14 protein-coding genes are annotated in these 16202 nt (G+C 68.9%); 2 read left to right on the plus strand and 12 right to left on the minus strand.

The genetic code is table 11. From position 1 onward, the window contains the following. The 8 genes from AC1DOC_RS01685 to AC1DOC_RS01720 form a co-directional block, all read right to left on the minus strand. The coding region (locus tag AC1DOC_RS01685; RefSeq protein WP_478129324.1) for a YjbH domain-containing protein at positions 1 to 2067 on the minus strand (2067 nt) is incomplete at its 3' end. Next, complete coding sequence (locus AC1DOC_RS01690) at positions 2064 to 2702, minus strand: YjbF family lipoprotein (RefSeq protein ID WP_478081022.1); 639 nt, start codon at positions 2700 to 2702, stop codon at positions 2064 to 2066. The genes AC1DOC_RS01685 and AC1DOC_RS01690, both read right to left, overlap by 4 nt. Before the next feature lie 131 nt (positions 2703 to 2833). Then, on the minus strand, positions 2834 to 3112 hold the full coding sequence (locus AC1DOC_RS01695) for a hypothetical protein (RefSeq protein WP_478081021.1): 279 nt from the start codon (positions 3110 to 3112) through the stop codon (positions 2834 to 2836). Between the two features lie 298 nt (positions 3113 to 3410). Further along, complete coding sequence (locus AC1DOC_RS01700) at positions 3411 to 4775, minus strand: four-carbon acid sugar kinase family protein (RefSeq protein WP_478129325.1); 1365 nt, start codon at positions 4773 to 4775, stop codon at positions 3411 to 3413. Next, a complete protein-coding gene (locus AC1DOC_RS01705) occupies positions 4775 to 6046 on the minus strand; it encodes a ribulose-bisphosphate carboxylase large subunit family protein (protein WP_478081020.1) in 1272 nt (423 codons plus the stop codon). Before AC1DOC_RS01705 ends, AC1DOC_RS01700 begins: the two co-directional genes overlap by 1 nt. Then, complete coding sequence (locus AC1DOC_RS01710) at positions 6043 to 6582, minus strand: VOC family protein (protein ID WP_478081019.1); 540 nt, start codon at positions 6580 to 6582, stop codon at positions 6043 to 6045. The genes AC1DOC_RS01705 and AC1DOC_RS01710 overlap by 4 nt, the downstream gene beginning before the upstream one ends. Before the next feature lie 37 nt (positions 6583 to 6619). Beyond that, positions 6620 to 8515 carry a TRAP transporter large permease gene (locus AC1DOC_RS01715; protein ID WP_478129326.1) on the minus strand — a complete coding sequence of 632 codons (1896 nt, stop codon included), beginning with the start codon at positions 8513 to 8515 and terminating at the stop codon, positions 6620 to 6622. A 6-nt stretch (positions 8516 to 8521) separates the two neighbouring features. Continuing rightward, positions 8522 to 9550, minus strand: a complete 1029-nt coding sequence (locus AC1DOC_RS01720; RefSeq protein ID WP_436043359.1) for a TRAP transporter substrate-binding protein — start codon at positions 9548 to 9550, stop codon at positions 8522 to 8524. Between the two features lie 125 nt (positions 9551 to 9675). Here AC1DOC_RS01720 and AC1DOC_RS01725 point away from each other — a divergent pair, with 125 nt between their 5' ends. Next, positions 9676 to 10731, plus strand: coding sequence for a LacI family DNA-binding transcriptional regulator (locus tag AC1DOC_RS01725; protein ID WP_062361966.1), 1056 nt, complete (start codon positions 9676 to 9678; stop codon positions 10729 to 10731). A 25-nt stretch (positions 10732 to 10756) separates the two neighbouring features. On the opposite strand, the gene hpaI is transcribed toward AC1DOC_RS01725, so the two are convergent. From hpaI to AC1DOC_RS01745, 4 genes are read right to left on the minus strand one after another with little or no spacing between them, the layout of a single operon-like run. After that, on the minus strand, positions 10757 to 11560 hold the full coding sequence (gene hpaI, locus AC1DOC_RS01730) for a 4-hydroxy-2-oxoheptanedioate aldolase (protein WP_478081016.1): 804 nt from the start codon (positions 11558 to 11560) through the stop codon (positions 10757 to 10759). Positions 11561 to 11596: 36 nt separating this feature from the next. Beyond that, positions 11597 to 13069, minus strand: a complete 1473-nt coding sequence (locus AC1DOC_RS01735) for an NAD-dependent succinate-semialdehyde dehydrogenase (RefSeq protein WP_478129327.1) — start codon at positions 13067 to 13069, stop codon at positions 11597 to 11599. Between the two features lie 22 nt (positions 13070 to 13091). Beyond that, positions 13092 to 14615, minus strand: a complete 1524-nt coding sequence (locus AC1DOC_RS01740) for a UxaA family hydrolase (RefSeq protein WP_478129328.1) — start codon at positions 14613 to 14615, stop codon at positions 13092 to 13094. Beyond that, a complete protein-coding gene (locus AC1DOC_RS01745; protein ID WP_436289133.1) occupies positions 14615 to 15610 on the minus strand; it encodes a tripartite tricarboxylate transporter substrate binding protein in 996 nt (331 codons plus the stop codon). The genes AC1DOC_RS01740 and AC1DOC_RS01745 overlap by 1 nt, the downstream gene beginning before the upstream one ends. 134 nt (positions 15611 to 15744) lie before the next feature. Between AC1DOC_RS01745 and AC1DOC_RS01750 the strand changes: the two genes are divergently transcribed. Then, positions 15745 to 16202 (plus strand): LysR family transcriptional regulator (locus AC1DOC_RS01750; protein ID WP_478129329.1); only part of this gene is annotated, 458 nt, incomplete at its 3' end.

Genomic DNA, 16202 nt, shown 5'->3' on the forward strand with positions numbered 1-16202 from the left:
GGTTTCAGGGGCGGCGGCCTCGGTGGCTGCGGTGTTCTGGGCGGGGCTGTTGCGCGTGTCGTCGGGGCGGGCCAGCTCGGGCTCGTAGTCGCGCTTGGACACGGCCCGCGCCGCATGCGGCGGCAAGGCCTCGATGCGCGCGGCCACCCATTCGGCGCGTTCGACGGCTTGCGCATGCACGGCAAGGCCGCGCTCGGCGTAGTGAAAGACGAAGGTCTTGATGGCGTCCGGCGCGTCGTGATGAAGCACCGCAATGGCTTTTTCGACGCGCGCGGTGCGATAGACGGTGTTGCTGTCGGTCACCCACACATGCAGCACGTCGTCCTTGGGCGCAATGCGCTCGACGATCCATTCGGTCTGCGCCTCGATCTCGGCCGCGGTGGTTGCCCAGCCGGGGGAGCGCGCCGCCGCCTCTGGCCTGAATTCCGGCAGCGGGCGGTCGGCCGGCTTGGGCGACTGCGACGCGGCCAGGTTGCTCGACAGCGTGAGGCCAATCATGAACTTGTCCCCGCGCTCGAAGCCGGCAGACAACGTGACCTTGGGCGACACGCGGTAAGCCAGGCCGATGTTGATGGGCGAGCGCTGGCGTTGGTTGTTGTTCTGCGGCTCGCTCTGGTAGTCGTTGCCTTCGTATTCGAGCTTGAGCGTGAGCGGGTCCCACGGCGTGCGCCACTGCATGCCGCCAAAGAGGGCGGCCGGGCCACGAAAGTAGGAGCCGAACCTGCCTGGGCTGGTGCTCGAGTTGCCGCGGGTGTCGAAGCGGCTGCCCAGCAGCTTGAAGGGGTTGCTGATGTTGCCGCTCGCGCCCAGGTAGCCCCAGCCGATGCCAAGGCTGAAGTCGAGGTCGTACCAGCGCTTGCTTGCCACCAGGTACTCGCCGGAGAACAGGCCGGTACCGCCCAGGTCGCGAAAACCCAGCGCAAGCTCGGGCACGAAGGTGGTTTCCTTGAGCAGCCGAAGCTTGATGTCGATGCTCTTGTCCTTGTTCGACTGGCCGGTGGTGCTGGCTTCGTATGCGCGGTTGGAAATGGAGGTGTAGCGAAAGCCCGCCTCCATCCAGTCGAGGGGCTGGAACATGACGTTCAGCCGCGTGTAGGGCCAGATCGACGTGAGCGATGCGCGCGTGTCGCCGGCCACGCCCATGCGGGCCGATGGTGTTTGCAGCAGGCCGGTTTCGCCCCAGTCGTTGCCGCTGATCTCGAGCGGGCGCGGCTGCGAGGCCACGGCCTCGGGCAGCGTGGCGGCGACGGTGGGCGCGGCGAACACGGGCGCGTGGGCGGCCGGGGGCGTGGTAGCGGTGGTGGTGGGTTCCTGCGGCGAGGGGCCTTGCACGGCAAGGAACTTGATGAGGCCTTCCGACAGGTCCGCCAGGGCGGCCATGCGGCGCGGCGGGGCCCAGATCCAGGCGCCGGGCGCGGGCTCGTCGGCGGGCTCGGCATTCCAGGCGCCGATGCCTGCGCGGGTAGTGCGGCCGTCGGGCTGGGCGATCCAGGCCCAGTCGGTGCTGCTGCCAAGGCCACAGGCGCCCAGGTAGTCGAGCACCGAGCGGCCGCCTTCATGCGCCACCTGGCAAAAGCTGCCGTCGGGCTGCACCACGGTGACCGAGCGCAGCGGGGCGGGCGGCACCGCGAGCCGCTGGCCTTCGCGCAGCACCGGGTCTTGCCCGGGATTCGCCTGCAGCCAGCGCGGGTCGACAATGCCCAGCGCCACGCGGCCGGTGGCCGGCAGGCTTTGCAGCACGGACAAGAGCTGCTCGCGCGAGGCCCGCTCTTCAGGCGAGGCCGATCGAACGGCCGCTTCCACCCGCACCAGCAGCGACTCTTTCAGGTATTGCTGCGCGAGCAGCTCCTGCGGCACCTGCCATGCGAGGCCGGGGCCGGCTGCATCTTCGGGCTGGCGCAGCAGCCAGTCGCTGAGCCGCTCGCCCGGCCGCACCTGCGCAGCGCCGCCAACAGGGCGGTCGGTGGCTGCGGCATGGGCGGAGGGAGTCATCAACACGATCGCGGCGGCCAATAGGCTGAGGCGGAAGGGGTTGGTGATGGGGCCGGGCGGGGGCGGGGGGCTCATGAACCAGCTGTGCTTGTCGAGGCAACGTTGGCTGGCACAGAGGGATTCCACCGCTCGAAGCTCAAGCACAGATCACGGGAAAGGCACTGCTCGGAATACACCGCCTCGAGCTTGTCGCCCACCTGGGCGAGGCCGAAGCGGGCCGGCGGCAAAGAGGCTGAGGCCGGGCGCGTGCTGCTGCGCTCCTCAATCCAGCGCAGCGAGCTTGCGGGCCGGCCGGCGAGCATGCTGTCGGTGGGCGGCGCGATTTGCCGCTGCTCGATGTCGTCGCGTATGCCGGAGCGGTAGCCGGGCATCAGGTCGCGCTCGCGCTGGAAGCGTGTTGTTGCAGTCGCTGTGCTCTCGGCGGCGGTGGCGGAGGGCCAGGCAGGCGCGTTGACAAGGCGCACGGCGCGCCAGTCGGTCGTGAGGCCGGCGGTGGCAACCAGGCGCCCGTGGCGCAGGCGCACCGTTTCACCCGAGGCGCTGTACCAGACCTCTGTAGGACCTTCGGGATGGGGGTCGACGTATCCGAGCACAAGAAACACGGTGCGGCCTTCGAACGTGGCCCGCAAATAGCTGAATTCCGGACGGAATGTGTGGGAGTCCGACGGCGAGGCGTTGTTGTTATAGAGGTGCCGGGCCGTGGCAAGCATTGCCGAGGAGCCCGAGGAGCATCCGCCCAAAAAAAAGGATGATGCGAGTACGCAACATCCTAGTTTTTGCACCGCGCTGGCGGTGCTTTGGAATCTCGCTGGGAACCCCCCCTTGCGGAGGGCTCCGACCATTACCTGGTGCCGGTGGTACCGGTGGTGCCAGTGCCGCCAGGGCCGCCGGGGATGATGAAACCGCCACCACCGCCGCCGCCACCACCGCCCAGGGCCGCTGCCAGCAGCACGCCGCCGCCAGCTGCCGCACCGATTTGCTGGGTGGTCAAGCCGCCACCGCCAGCTGCGCGCACGGCATCAGCGGCGCTGGCCGGAGGCGTGGGGAGGGATTGTGCGAGGGCGGGTGCCGAGGCCAGGGCTGCAAGAGCCATGGCTGCGATCAGGTGACTATGTTTCATGAATTTTTTCCCCGTTCAGTTGAAGCTTGGAAGTGAGCGACAGCGTCGACAACCGATAGTAACCGGCGATAGCGCATTGTTACTCTAGTCAACGGGCCGATCTTACCACCGTACAGAGGGAAACAGGTACCTAAAACAGGGGAGGCGGGGCAGGTGGCGGGCAGCTGTATCGAGGCTGTTTTGGCGTTACAGGCAGAAACTTGGCCCGGAATTAGAACTTTTGCTCTGCAATTTCAAAATGTTTGACAATTGCAACTTGGTTGCTGTAAATCGGCTATTACTATTGAATTGTTTTGTTTCAATAATTGCGTGACGAGACGGCGCTGTCCGCAGCGCCATGCACCAGCCGCTCGAACACATCCTCCGAGCCCATCTGGCCGCCCTTGAGCATGATCTCCATGCCATCCAGCGCGGCATCGTCGCTGTGCACGCGGCAGAGCGACGCGCCGGCGCCCATGTCGGCCACGTAGGAGAGGCCCCAGGCGTCGAGCGCCTGCACGGCGTGGCTCGATGTGTCGCCGCCGGCAATGCCGACGCGCCGCAGCGGCGCCATGGCCAGCACCCTGGCCAGCAGGTCGCCGCCGGCGCGCGAGAGGGTCTGGGCGTCGATCTTGTGGTCGCCCTCGGTGGGCGCCTGTTCGGCGGGCCGGGTGCAGGCCAGCATGCTGCGGCCGCGGGCGAGGCCCTGCGCGATGTCGCGCGCATGCCGCTCCAGCGTGGCCGCATCGCGCTGCGCGAGGCTGGGCGCGTCGAGCCATACGGTGTCGAATGAGCGTGCGGCCGCCACCTGGCGCGCGGTGACGGGCGAGAGGCTTCCGGCCAGCACCAGCACGGGGCCGCGCGCTGGGCCCATACGGCGCTGGTCGGCTTGCGCATCGCCTCGCGTGCCAAGCGCGCCGGCCAGCGCATCGACCACGCTGCTCGGGCCCACGGCCAGCAGCGTGGCGCGCCGGGCTTCGGCCCACAGCACCTGGCCGATGGCGGCGAGCTGCGGTGCATCCGCCACGTCGAACAGCACGGCTTCGGTGGTGTTGCCGACGTCCGGGCGCAGCGCGCGCTGCAGCGCCTCGCCAAGCACCTGCGGCCCCCGCGAGGCGGCCGTGAAAGGAATGGAGCGCACGCCGGCCAGGCCCTGCTTGGCCAGGTGCAGCCTCAGGTCCGCCTCGTGCATTGGCGTGACCGGGTGCCGGCTCATCGTCGGATGGCGGTCGATGCGGAACACCTCGCCGCCCGCGCCGGCCGCGGCGAACAGGTTGCCGAACAGGCAGTGCCGGCCGATGTTGGGCTGGCCGCCGATGATCGCGGTCCAGGGCTGTTCGACGGCGCCGCGCAGTGTGCGCACGGCCGCGCCGATGGAGCCGATGTGCGGCGCGCTGTCGAAGGTGGAGCAGGTCTTGTAGTGCAGCACGCGCGCGCCGAGCGAGCGGAACAGCGCGGCGACCGGAGCCAGTTCGGCCTGCATGGCTTCGGGCGCCATGGCGCGCGCGGCGCCTGCGATGCCCAGCACGTCGAGCGGCCCGGCCTGCGCGAGCCGTGCGGCGTCGGGCGTCTTCAGGAAGAGCAGGGCACGCAGGCCGGCGCGCGCGGCGGTGCCGAGGGTGTCGGTGGCGCCGGTGAAATCGTCGCCGTAGTAGACGATGGCCGGCGCTTGCGTGGCCGGCATCACGGCTTGCCGAAGAAGGCCAGCGCGCGCGCCAGCTCGGGCGCGCTGCGGGCGGCTTCTTGCAGCGCGGTGCCGGCACGCGCGGCCGACCAGGCCTGGCGGATGCTGGTGACGCCGGCCGCCGCGCCATCGGGATGCGCGAGGATGCCGCCGCCGGCCATGAAGAGCAGGTCGTCGCTGCCGATGGCGGCCCAGGTGGCGGGCACGGTGCCGGCCCACTGTCCGGACGAAAAGGCCGGCATCACGCGGTCGTCGGCGGCATCGGTCAGTGGCGTGAAGCAGTCGCGCGCCGATTCGATGACTTCGCTGTCGGGCTGCGAGAACTTGCCCTGCAGGCCGTGCACGTGCATGTGGTCGACGCCCGCGAGCCGCCAGAGCGTCTGGTAGGCCTGGAACGAAATGCCCAGCAGCGGATGGCGCGACAGCGCGCCGTAGCCATTGCGGTGGCCGTGCAGCGCCAGGCCGGTGTGGCGGCGCAGCGTCTGCATGCCCGAATGGCCGCACCAGTTGAGGCTGGCCATCACGCACGATCCGCCTTCGCGCTCGACGAGGTCGGCATGCCGCTTCATGGCATCGGTTTCGTCGGTGATGTTGAAGGCCACCATCACGTGCTTGCCGGTGCGCTGCTGGTGCGCGCGCACCACGGCCATCACGGCGGGCACGCGCTCGGCGAGCGGGGCGTGCGCAGGGTTGGCGCAGACCTCGTCGTCCTTGATGAAATCGACACCCGCGGCGCAGAGCCTGGCGACCAGCTCGGCGGTTTCGCTGGCGGACAGCCCCACGTTGGGCTTGATGATGGTGCCGACCAGCGCGCCGCTCGCCACGCCGGTGGTGCGCCGCGTGCCCGCGATGCCGGCGCGCGGCATTTCGAACTGCACTCGATACGCGGCCGGCAGCTGCAATGTTTCGAGCCGCAGGCCCGTGACTTCGCCCAGGTCGTAGAGGTTGCCCGACACGGTGGCCGCGAGCGTCGGCAGGTTGGCGCCGATGTTCGCCACCGGAAACGAGATGTCGATGTGCGCACGCCGCCATGGGCCGCGGGTGCCTTTGCGCTCCAGCAGCGCGTTGGGCAGGCTCGGCGCCTCGGCCGGTGCAAGCTCGGTGATGGCCTCGACCGTGGCGCGCGCGCGTTCGCGCAGCGCATCGGTCTCGCCCTCGACGCGCGTGAAGGTGCCGCACGATTGTTCGCCGGCCATCACCTCGGCCACCGCGGCCGGGTCCAGCGGCGTCTCGACGAGGTAGCGCGCGCGGATGCGTTCGGTCGCGGTCACAGTTTGCTCAGGTCAGGGAAGGGCCGCACCGGCTCGCTGCCGTCCCAGCCTTCGGAGGCGCTGCGGATCAGGTCGAACATCTTGCCCTTGGGCCCCGCCACTTCGGACAGCTCGATCACCGTGCCCGGGTGGTACTCGGTGTCGAAGTAGATGAAGCGGCCGCGCTCGCCCACCTCGCCGCTCATCACGGGCTTGAAGCCCTGCGCGGTGAGGCGCGCCAGGTCGGCGTCGTAGTCGGCCGTCCAGTAGGCGACGTGCTGCAGCCCGGTGCGGCCGGCCTTGAGGAAGTCGCGGTACATCGAGGGCACGTCGTTGCGCGTCTGGATCAGCTCGACCTGCACATAGCCCGAGTTGGCCAGCGCCACCGAGTTGTGGGGCTCGTGCGCCTGGCCGTTGTAGCGGTAGTTCTTGATCGGCACCTTGGGGTTGTAGAACCATGGGCCCACGCCCAGCGTGGTGCTCCAGTAGTCCATGGCGGCCTCGATGTCGTGCACGACATAGCCCAGCTGGCGAATCTCGCCGAGGAATCGACTCATTGCGGTTGGCTCCGTTGATGTGAGTGTGTTGTTGTGATCAGAACTTGAGAAAACCGGTCGAGAACCACGGGAACGCGGCCACGATCACCAGGCCCACCAGCATCGCGGCGATGTAGCCCCAGATGTGCTTGATGCCTTCGTCGGGGCTGACCTTGCTGACGGCGCAGGCACCGTAGTAGCCCACGCCGAAGGGCGGCGCGAACAGGCCGATGCCCATCGCGAAGATCACGACCATGGCGTAGTGCACTTCATGCACGCCCGCGGCCTTGGCAATGGGAAAGAGAAGCGGCCCGAACAGCACGATGGCCGGAATGCCCTCGAGCACGCTGCCCAGCACGATGAAGGCGACGATCGACACGGCCAGGAAGCCATAGGCGCCGCCCGGCAGCGCGCCCATGACGCGTGCCAGGTCCTGCGAGAAGCCCGATTGCGTGAGGCCCCAGGCCATGGCCGTGGCGCAGCCCACGATGAAGATGATCGCGCCCGAGAGCGAGGCCGTGTCGACCAGCATCGGCTTGAGCCGCTTCCAGTCGAACTGCCGGTACACGAAGAGGCCGACGATGGCCGAATACACGATGCCGATGGTCGACACCTCGGTGGCCGTGGCCACGCCTTCGACCACGGCGGCGCGGATCACGAAGGGCAGCAGCACCGCGGGCAGCGCGACCAGCAGCAGCTTGCCGATCTCGCGCTTGCTGTGGCGCGCAACGCCGCTCAGGTCTTCGCGCCGGTAGCGCCACCACACCACCGCGCAAAGCGCGGCGCCCAGCACCACGGCCGGCAGCAGCCCGCCCGTGAACAGCGCGGCAATCGAAATGCCCGTGACCGAGCCGATGGTGATGAGCACGATCGACGGCGGAATGGTCTCGGTCTGCGCGCCCGTGGCCGACAGCAGCGCCACCAGGTCGCCGGGCTTGGCGCCGCGCTTGACCATCTCGGGGAACAGCACGGGCGCGATGGCCGCCATGTCGGCGATCTTGGAGCCCGAGATGCCCGACACCAGGTACATCGCGCCGATCAGCACATACGAGAGGCCGCCGCGCACATGGCCCAGGAGGCTCGCAAGAAACTGGATCATGGCGCGCGCCATGCCCGTCATTTCGATCAGTGCGCCCAGGAAGATGAAGAGCGGCACCGCGAGCAGGATCAGGTGCGACATGCCTTCGTCGAGCCGCCCCACCATCACCAAGAGCGGCGTGCGCGTGGTGAGCGCCAGGTAGCCGAAGGTGGCCAGCGCAAACGAGAACGCAATGGGCACGCCCGAGAGCACGGTGGCCGCCACCRCCACCACGAAGAAGATCACCAGGTTGAACTTGCCAAGCGTGGCAAAGAGCGGCGCCGCAAGCCAGAAGGCCGCCACCAGCGCCGCCATGCCGAGCACCGCGACCGCAATCTGCCGCCCGGTGCACACGCGCACGAGGCGCAGCAGCGCCATTGCCAGCATGACGGCGATGCCGGCCGGAATGGCCGTGGCGCGCCAGGCGTTGCTGATTTCCAGCGCCGGCGTGACGATGAACGACTCTTCGTGCGCATAGTCGACCGAGGGCCAGACGATCAGCACCAGGAACGCGATGGACGCTGCGATGGCAAAGGCATCGAGCATGGCGCGCGTCGAGGGCTGCACCTTCTGCAGCAGCGCCGTCATGCGCATGTGCTCGCCGCGGCGCAGCGCCACCACCGCGCCGAGCATCGAGAGCCACAGGAACAAAATGGATGCGAGCTCGTCCGACCACACCAGCGGCGCGTGGAACACGTAGCGCGACACCACGCCCGCGAACAGCACGCAGATCTCGGCCAGCACCAGCAGCGCGGCCACGGCCTCGACCAGGCCGCCCAGCACGCGGTCGGCGCGCCCGGCCATGCCGCTCAGCGCATTGGCCGAAGGCCCGGCACCCACGAACGGGGCCGCCTCGAAAGTGGATTCATGCACCATGGCCGCTCAGGCCAGCTTGCCGACGGCGCCTTCGAGCAGCGCCCACGCCTCGGGGCCGAAGCGGCCCTTCCACTCGCCATAGAAGCCCGATTCGCGCAGCTTGGCGCGAAAGCTCTCGGCCACCGGGCGGTTGATGCTGAGGCCCTTGGCCTGCAGGTCGCCCACCACCGATTCGTTGAGCTTCTTGATGTCTTCGCGCTGCTGCATGCCGGCGTCGTTGATGGCGCGCGCCACGATGGTCTTGAGGTCGTCGGGCAATGCTTCCCAGGCGCGGCCGTTGGCAATGAACCAGTAGCCGTCCCAGATGTGGTTGGTGAGCGAGCAGAACTTCTGCACCTCGAACAGCTTGGCCACCTGGATGATCGGCAGCGGGTTTTCCTGCGCGTCGACGATCTTGGTCTGCAGGGCCGAGTACACCTCGCTGAACTGCAGGCTTGCGGGCGCGGCGCCCAGGCCCTTGAACATGGAGATCGACAGCGGGCTCACGGGCACGCGGATCTTCAGGCCGTCCATGTCCTTGGCGCTGGTGACCGGCGCCTTGCTGCTGGTGGTCTGGCGAAAGCCGTTGTCCCACATCTTCTCGAAGGCATAGAGGCGTGACTTGGCAATGGCGCCGCGCACGTGCGCGCCGAGCTTGCCGTCCATGGCGCCCCACACCTGCGCGTAGTCGTTGAACGCAAAGCCCACCGCGTTGATGGCGGCCACCGGCACCAGCGTGGCGATGACGAGCGCGGAGGGCGTGAAGAACTCGATGCCGCCCGAGCGCACCTGCGCCAGCATGTCGGTGTCGCCGCCGAGCTGGTTGTTGGGGAAGATCTTGATCTCGACCCGGCCCTTGCTTTCCTTGGCGATGCGGTCGGCCGCCTCCTGCGCGCGGATGTTCAGCGGATGGCTGAGCGGCAGGTTGTTGCCGTACTTGTACGAGAACTCCGCGGCGCGCGCGATGCGCGGCACGGCCGACACGATGCCGGCGGCGGGGAGGGCGGAAAGCGTGCGCAAGGCACCGCGGCGGTTCAGGCGAGTGAGCGAGGTCATGTCTTTTGTCTCCAGGATCTTCGGAATGCGGTTGATGCAATCTGATGCACCATGGGATTCGAGCCACAGCGAAGATAAAAGCATGCATGATCCGGGTCAAACTCGATCTTGATGGTTTTTGATGTATGCGGGATAACCCTTCACCTCCTGCCGATGCGCGGCGTGCGCGCGTGGTCGACATCGCACGTGCCGCGCAGGTGTCGACCGCCACCGTCGACCGCGTGCTCAACCGCCGCCCCGGCGTGCGCGACGCCACGGTGCAGCGCGTGCTCAAGGCCGCGGGCGAGCTCGACTACCTGCCGGGCCCCGAGCTCTATGCCGCGCTCACGCCGCCGCCCCTCAGGCTGGTGTTCCTGCTGCCGGCCGGCACCAACCGCTTCATCCGCATGCTGGGCGACATGGTGGGCTACTCGCAGGAGCACTGGGCGCCGTTCAACGTGCAGTGCCGCACGGTGTTCATCGAGAGCTTCAATCCGCACGAACTGGCGGACGCGCTGCGGCGCCACGGCCAGCGCTGCGACGGCATCGCGATGATGGCGCTGGAGCATCCCGCGGTGCGCGAGGCGGTGGCGGCGCTGGCGGCGCGCGGGCTGCCGGTGGTCACGCTGATCTCGGACCTGTCGAATTCGGAGCGCGCCGCCTTCGTGGGGCTGGACAACCGCGCGGCCGGCCGCACCGCGGGCTACCTGATCGGCCGCTTCATCGGTGCGCGCGCCGCGAAGGTGGCGCTCATTGCGGGCAGCCTGAGCTACAAGGCCCATGAAGAGCGCGAGGCCGGCTTCCTGCACGTGATCGACGAGATGTTTCCGCGGCTCGAGGTGGTGGGCCTGCGCGAAGGGCAGGACGATGCGGGCAAGAACTACCGCCAGACGCGCGCGCTGCTGGAGCAATACCCCGACATGGGCGGCATCTACAACATCGGCGGCGCATCCGACGGCGTGGCGCGCGCGCTGAAGGAGGCGGGACGCGAGCAGAAGGTGGTGTTCATCGGGCACGGGCTCACGCCCGACACGCGCACGCTGCTGATCGACGGCAGCATGGACGCGGTGATCACGCAGAGCCCGCACACCACGCTGATGAGCTGCGTGCGCATCTTTGCCAACTTGCGCGACGGGCGCGAGGCGCTCAGCGGCGTGGAAACCACCCGCAGCCAGGTGATCTTCCGCGAGAACCTGCCCTAGGATTTTCTCGCGCCGAGGCCTTCGTTCAGTAAGCCGCGCGCGACGCGGGCTCTTCGGCCGGCGGCGCACCGCTGAAGTCGGCCGCGAGCTTGCGGGCCGCGCCTGCGAACAGCAGCACGTCGACACCCACCGCAACAAAGCTGCAGCCCAGCTCCAGGTAGCGCCGGGCCAGTTTCGGGTCCGAGGTCAGCGTCCCCGCGGCCTTGCCGGAGGCCACGATGGTGCGCATGGCGGCTTCGATGGCGGCCTGCACTTCCGGGTGGCCGGGCCGGCCGCGGTGGCCCATCGACGCGGCCAGGTCGGCCGGGCCGATGAAGACGCCGTCGATGCCGTCCACCGCGCAGATCTGCGGCAGGTTGGAAAGCGCCGCCACGGTTTCGGCCTGCACCAGCAGGCAGACCTCCGCATCGGCGATGTCGAGGTAGTCGGTGCGTGCGCTCCACTGCGAGGCGCGGCCCACCGCGCTGCCGACGCCGCGGATGCCCAGCGGCGGATAGCGCGTGGCCGACACCAGCGCGCGCGCCTGTTCGGCGGTGTCGACCATGGGCACCAGCAGGTTCTTGGCGCCGATGTCGAGCAGTTGCTTGATGAGCGCCGTGTCGCCCTGCACTGCGCGCACCACCGGCTGGGCGCGGTGGGGCGCGACGGCCTGCAATGTGGCCAGCGTGGAGCGCAGGTCGTTGGGCGCGTGCTCGCCGTCGATCAGCAGCCAGTCGAAGCCGGCGGTGGCGCTCACCTCGGCCATGTAGGAGTCGGCCATCGAGAGCCAGAGGCCGATCTGCGGCTGTTTGGCGGCCAGGGCTGTCTTGAAGGCGTTGAGGGCGGGCATGTTTTTTCCGTTGATGTGTGGGGCGTGGGCGCGGCGTCAGTCGAGCTGGCCCTGGCAGACGTATTTGGTATGCAGGTAGTCGTCCAGGCCGTGGACCGAGCCTTCGCGGCCGTAGCCCGAATCCWTCACGCCGCCGAAAGGCGCGGCCTCCGCGGCCAGTGCGCCTTCGTTGATGCCGACGATGCCGGCTTCGAGCGCATCCGCCACGCGCCAGATGCGGCGCACGTCGCGCGAGTAGAAATACGCGGCCAGGCCGAAGGGCGTGTCGTTGGCCTGGGCCACCACCTCGGCTTCGCTGGCGAAGCGCGTCAGCGGAACAACGGGGCCGAAGGTTTCTTCGCAGGCGCAGGCCATGGCGGCGTCGGCGTTGACCAGCACGGTGGGCGCGAAGTAGTTCGACCCGAGTGCGGGTAGCCGCGTGCCGCCTGCGAGCACGCGCGCGCCGCGCGAAACGGCGTCCTGCACATGGCGCTCGATCTTTTCGATGGCGCGCGCATTGATCATCGGGCCGATCTGCGAGGCCGGGTCGCCGGCCGGACCGACGCGCAGCGATCCGACACGTGCCGCGAGCAGCCCGGCAAACTCGTCATGCACGGCCTCGTGCACGAACACGCGGTTCGGGCACACGCAGGTCTGGCCGCCGTTGCGGAACTTGGCGGCCATCAGGCCGTCGACCGCGGCGTGCAGGTCGGCATCCTCGAACACGATGAAGGGCGCATTGCCGCCGAGTTCGAGCGACAGCTTCTTGAGCGTGTCGGCCGAGCGGCGCGCCAGGTGCTTGCCGACCGGCGTCGACCCGGTGAAGGTGATCTTGCGCACGCGGGCATCGCCCAGCCACGCGTCGACCACCTCGGGAGTGCGCTCGCGCGAAGCCGTCACGATGTTGAGCACGCCCGCGGGCACGCCGGCCTGCGCGGCCAGCGCCACCAATGCGAGCGAGGTGAGCGGCGTGTCCTCGGCCGGCTTGCACACCACGGTGCAGCCCGCGGCCAGCGCGGGTGCGATCTTGCGCGCGATCATCGCGGCCGGAAAGTTCCAGGGCGTGATCGCGGCCACCACGCCGACGGGCTCCTTGATGGCGAACATGCGCCGGCCCGGAACGGGCGCGGGAATCACCTCGCCATTGGCGCGCGTGGCCTCTTCGGCAAACCACTCGATGTAGCTGGCCGCGTAGGCGACCTCGCCGATGCCTTCGGCCAGCGGCTTGCCCTGTTCGCGCGAGATCAGGCGGCCGAGGTCTTCCTGATGCGCGAGCACCAGGTCGTTCCAGCGCTTGAGGATCTGCGCACGCTGCTTGGCCGGCGTGCGGCGCCAGGCGGGGAAGGCGGCGTGCGCGGCATCGGCGGCGGCGCGGGCGGCTTCGGCGCCGGAGTCGGGCACCTGCGCGATGAGCGCGCCGGTGGCGGGGTCGGTCACGTCGAGCGTGCGGCCGGCGGCGGCCGCGCACCATTCGCCGCCGATGAAGTTGGCGGTGCGCTGCAGGTCGGGGCGGGAGAGATTGAGAGGCATGTCCGTCGGTATCAAAAGAAAGTCAGCTGACGATGCCCAGGTGCCACGGCACGAACTCGTGGTCGCCCAGGCCCAGCGCTTCGCTGCGCGTCTGCTCGCCGGAGGCATGGCGCAGGATCTGCTCGAAGATCCGCTGGCCGAGCTCGGGCACCGAGAGTTCGCCGTCGAGCACCACGCCGCAGTTGATGTCCATGTCCTCCTCGAGGCGCTTGAACATCGGCGTGTTGCTGGCCAGCTTGATGGTCGGCGCGGGCTTGCTGCCGAACATCGAGCCGCGCCCGGTGGTGAAGCAGATCAGCTGCGCGCCGCTCGCGATCTGCCCGGTCACGGCCACCGGGTCGTAGCCCGGCGAATCCATGAAGACGAAGCCGGCCTGGTCGATGGGCTCGGCGTATTCGTACACGGCCTGCAGCGGCGTGGTGCCGCCCTTCATGGCCGAGCCCAGCGATTTCTCGAAGATGTTGGCCAGCCCGCCGGCTTGGTTGCCGTGCCCCACCACGCCGTTGAACTGCGCGTTCTGGCCCGCCGCATAGCGCTCCCACCAGGCCAGCCGGTCGAGCAGCTTCTGGCCGACTTCGGGCGTGGCGGCGCGCCGCGTGAGCATGAATTCGACGCCGTGGATCTCGGGCGTTTCCGAAAGAATGGCGGTGCCGCCGTGGCGCACCAGCACATCCATGGCGGCGCCCAATGCCGGGTTGGCCGTGATGCCCGAGAAGCCGTCGGAGCCGCCGCACTCCAGGCCGATCTTCAGGTGGTTGGCGCCCAYGCGGGTGCGCTCGGCCGCGTTGGCCTCGGGCAGCATTTCTTCCACGGCACGGATGCCGGCCTCGATGGTCTGGCGCGTGCCGCCCACCTCCTGCATGACCATCGTGCGCATCAGGCGGCCCTGCTTCAGGCCCTGCGAATCGACCAGCGCATCGACCTGGTTGCGCTCGCAGCCCAGGCCCACGATCAGCACGCCGGCCAGGTTGGGGTGGCGCGCATAGCCGGCCAAGGTGCGGCGCAGCACGTCGAAGTGCTCGCTCGGCGACGACATGCCGCAGCCGCTGGTCTGCGCGAAGGCGGCCACGCCGTCCACGTTGGGAAAGGCCGCCAGGCGCTCGGGCGTGAAGTGCGCGGCGATGCGCTTGATGACAGTGGCCGAGCAGTTGACCGACGACAAGATGCCGATGAAGTTGCGCGTGCCCACGCGGCCGTCGGCCCGCACAAAGCCCATGAAGGTGGCGCGCTCGGCCTCGGGCACATAGGCCACCGGCCGCACGTCCTGGCAGAAGGCCGGGTCGCGGTAGGAGTCCACCAGCGTGAGGTTGTGGCTGTGCACGTAGTCGCCGGCCTCCAGGTCGCGCGAGGCCACGCCAATGACCGTGTCGTACTTCTTCACCTGCTCGCCGGCCGCAATGGCGCGCGACGCGATCTTGTGCCCCGCGGGAATCTGCGCGCGCGCCCGCACGCCAAACTCGGCAATCGTTTCGCCCAGGGCGATCGGCGTCTTGGCAACCAGCACGTTGTCGTGCGGGTGCAGGCGAAGCAGGGGGCTGTCGGCCATCAACCTTTCTCCATCAGTTCCTTGAGATTGAGCTTGCGGATCAGCTCGGTCTCCTGGCGGTAGACGGCTTCGACGTACCTGCGGTACTCGGGGCCGTCCTGGTACATGACCGGCGCATCGATGCTGTCGGCCACCTTCTTGAATTCTTCGCTGGCAACGGCCACGCGGAACGCATCGCGCAGCTTCTTTTCCACCGCGGGCGGCAGGCCGCGCGGCGCGCCGATGCCGTTGGGTGCTTCCACCACCACGTCGTAGCCCAGTTCCTTGAGCGTGGGCGTGTCCTTGAAGCGCGGCGTGCGCGCCTCGCCCCAGGTGGCGAGCAGCCGCAGCTTGCCGCTTTCGACGTGTGGCGCCCAGGAACTGCTGTCGGCCAGCATGTCGACCTGTTCGCCCAGCACATCCTGCAGCGCGGCCGAGCCGCCCTTGTAGGCAATGGCGTTGAACTTGACGCCGGCCGCCTGCGCGAACTGCTCCATGCCCACGTGGGTGGCGCCGCCCACGCCCGCATGCGCGTAGCTGACGACGCCCGGCTTGGCCTTGGCCTGCGCCACCATGTCGCGTAGCGACTTGAAGGGCGAGCTGGCCGGCACCGCGATGCCGAAGGTCTGGCCCGAGGTGCGCGCCAGGTAGCTCAGGTCCTTGAGCGGATCGATCTGCACGGTGCCGATCTGCGCGAAGCGCGTCACCGAGATGGGGATCTGCCCGATGGTGTAGCCGTCCGGCCGGGCCGAGGCCAGTGCCTTGGTGCCGATCATTCCCGAGGCGCCGGCGCGGTTCTCCAGCGCAATGGGCTGGCCGAGCTCGCGCGCCGCAATCTGGCAGATGGCGCGCATCGAGCGATCGGCCGTGCCGCCGGCGGGCCACGGGCAGATGAAGGTGATGGGGCGTTCCGGGTAGTCGGCCGCAAAGGCGCGGCCGGTGGCGGTGGCGAGCGCGGCGGCGCCAAGGCCGCCCAGCACCAGTTGGCGCCGCTGCAGGGTGCGATGCAAGGTCATGCGTATGTCTCCGACGATTGTTGTTCGAGAAAGCTGGGCGCATTCTTCAGTAGACAATCATTGCAATCCAATGAAATAGCGGACTCTCTTCATAGCCCGGAGGTTATGAAGAGGAAACAGCCGCACCCACCACGATGAGCCAGATCGACCGCGTCCTGCGTTCCAACCTCAAGTTGCGCCACCTGCAGATGCTGGTGGCGCTCGACCAGTTCCGCCACCTGGGCCGTGCGGCCGAATTCCTGTCGGTCACGCAGCCGGCGGTGTCCAAGTCGCTGGTGGAGATCGAGCGCATGTTCGGCCTCGCGCTGTTCGAGCGCTCCACACGCGGCACCGAGCCCACGCCCTATGGCGAGAGCGTGGTGCGCTTCGCGCGCTCGGTGCTGGCCGACTACGACCGCACGCGCGACGAGATCGCCGCCGTGGCCAGCGGCGCCGCGGGCCGCACCAGCGTGGGCGCCATGGTGGTGGCCATGCCGGTGCTGCTGGCGCGCGCGGTCGAGATGCTCAAGGCCAACTCCTCGCAGACCACGGTGCTGGTGGAAGAAGGCGACCTCACGCGCCTGTTGCCCAAGCTGCGCCTGGGCGAGCTCGA

Source organism: Variovorax sp. 01T439_2, from assembly GCF_056398445.1.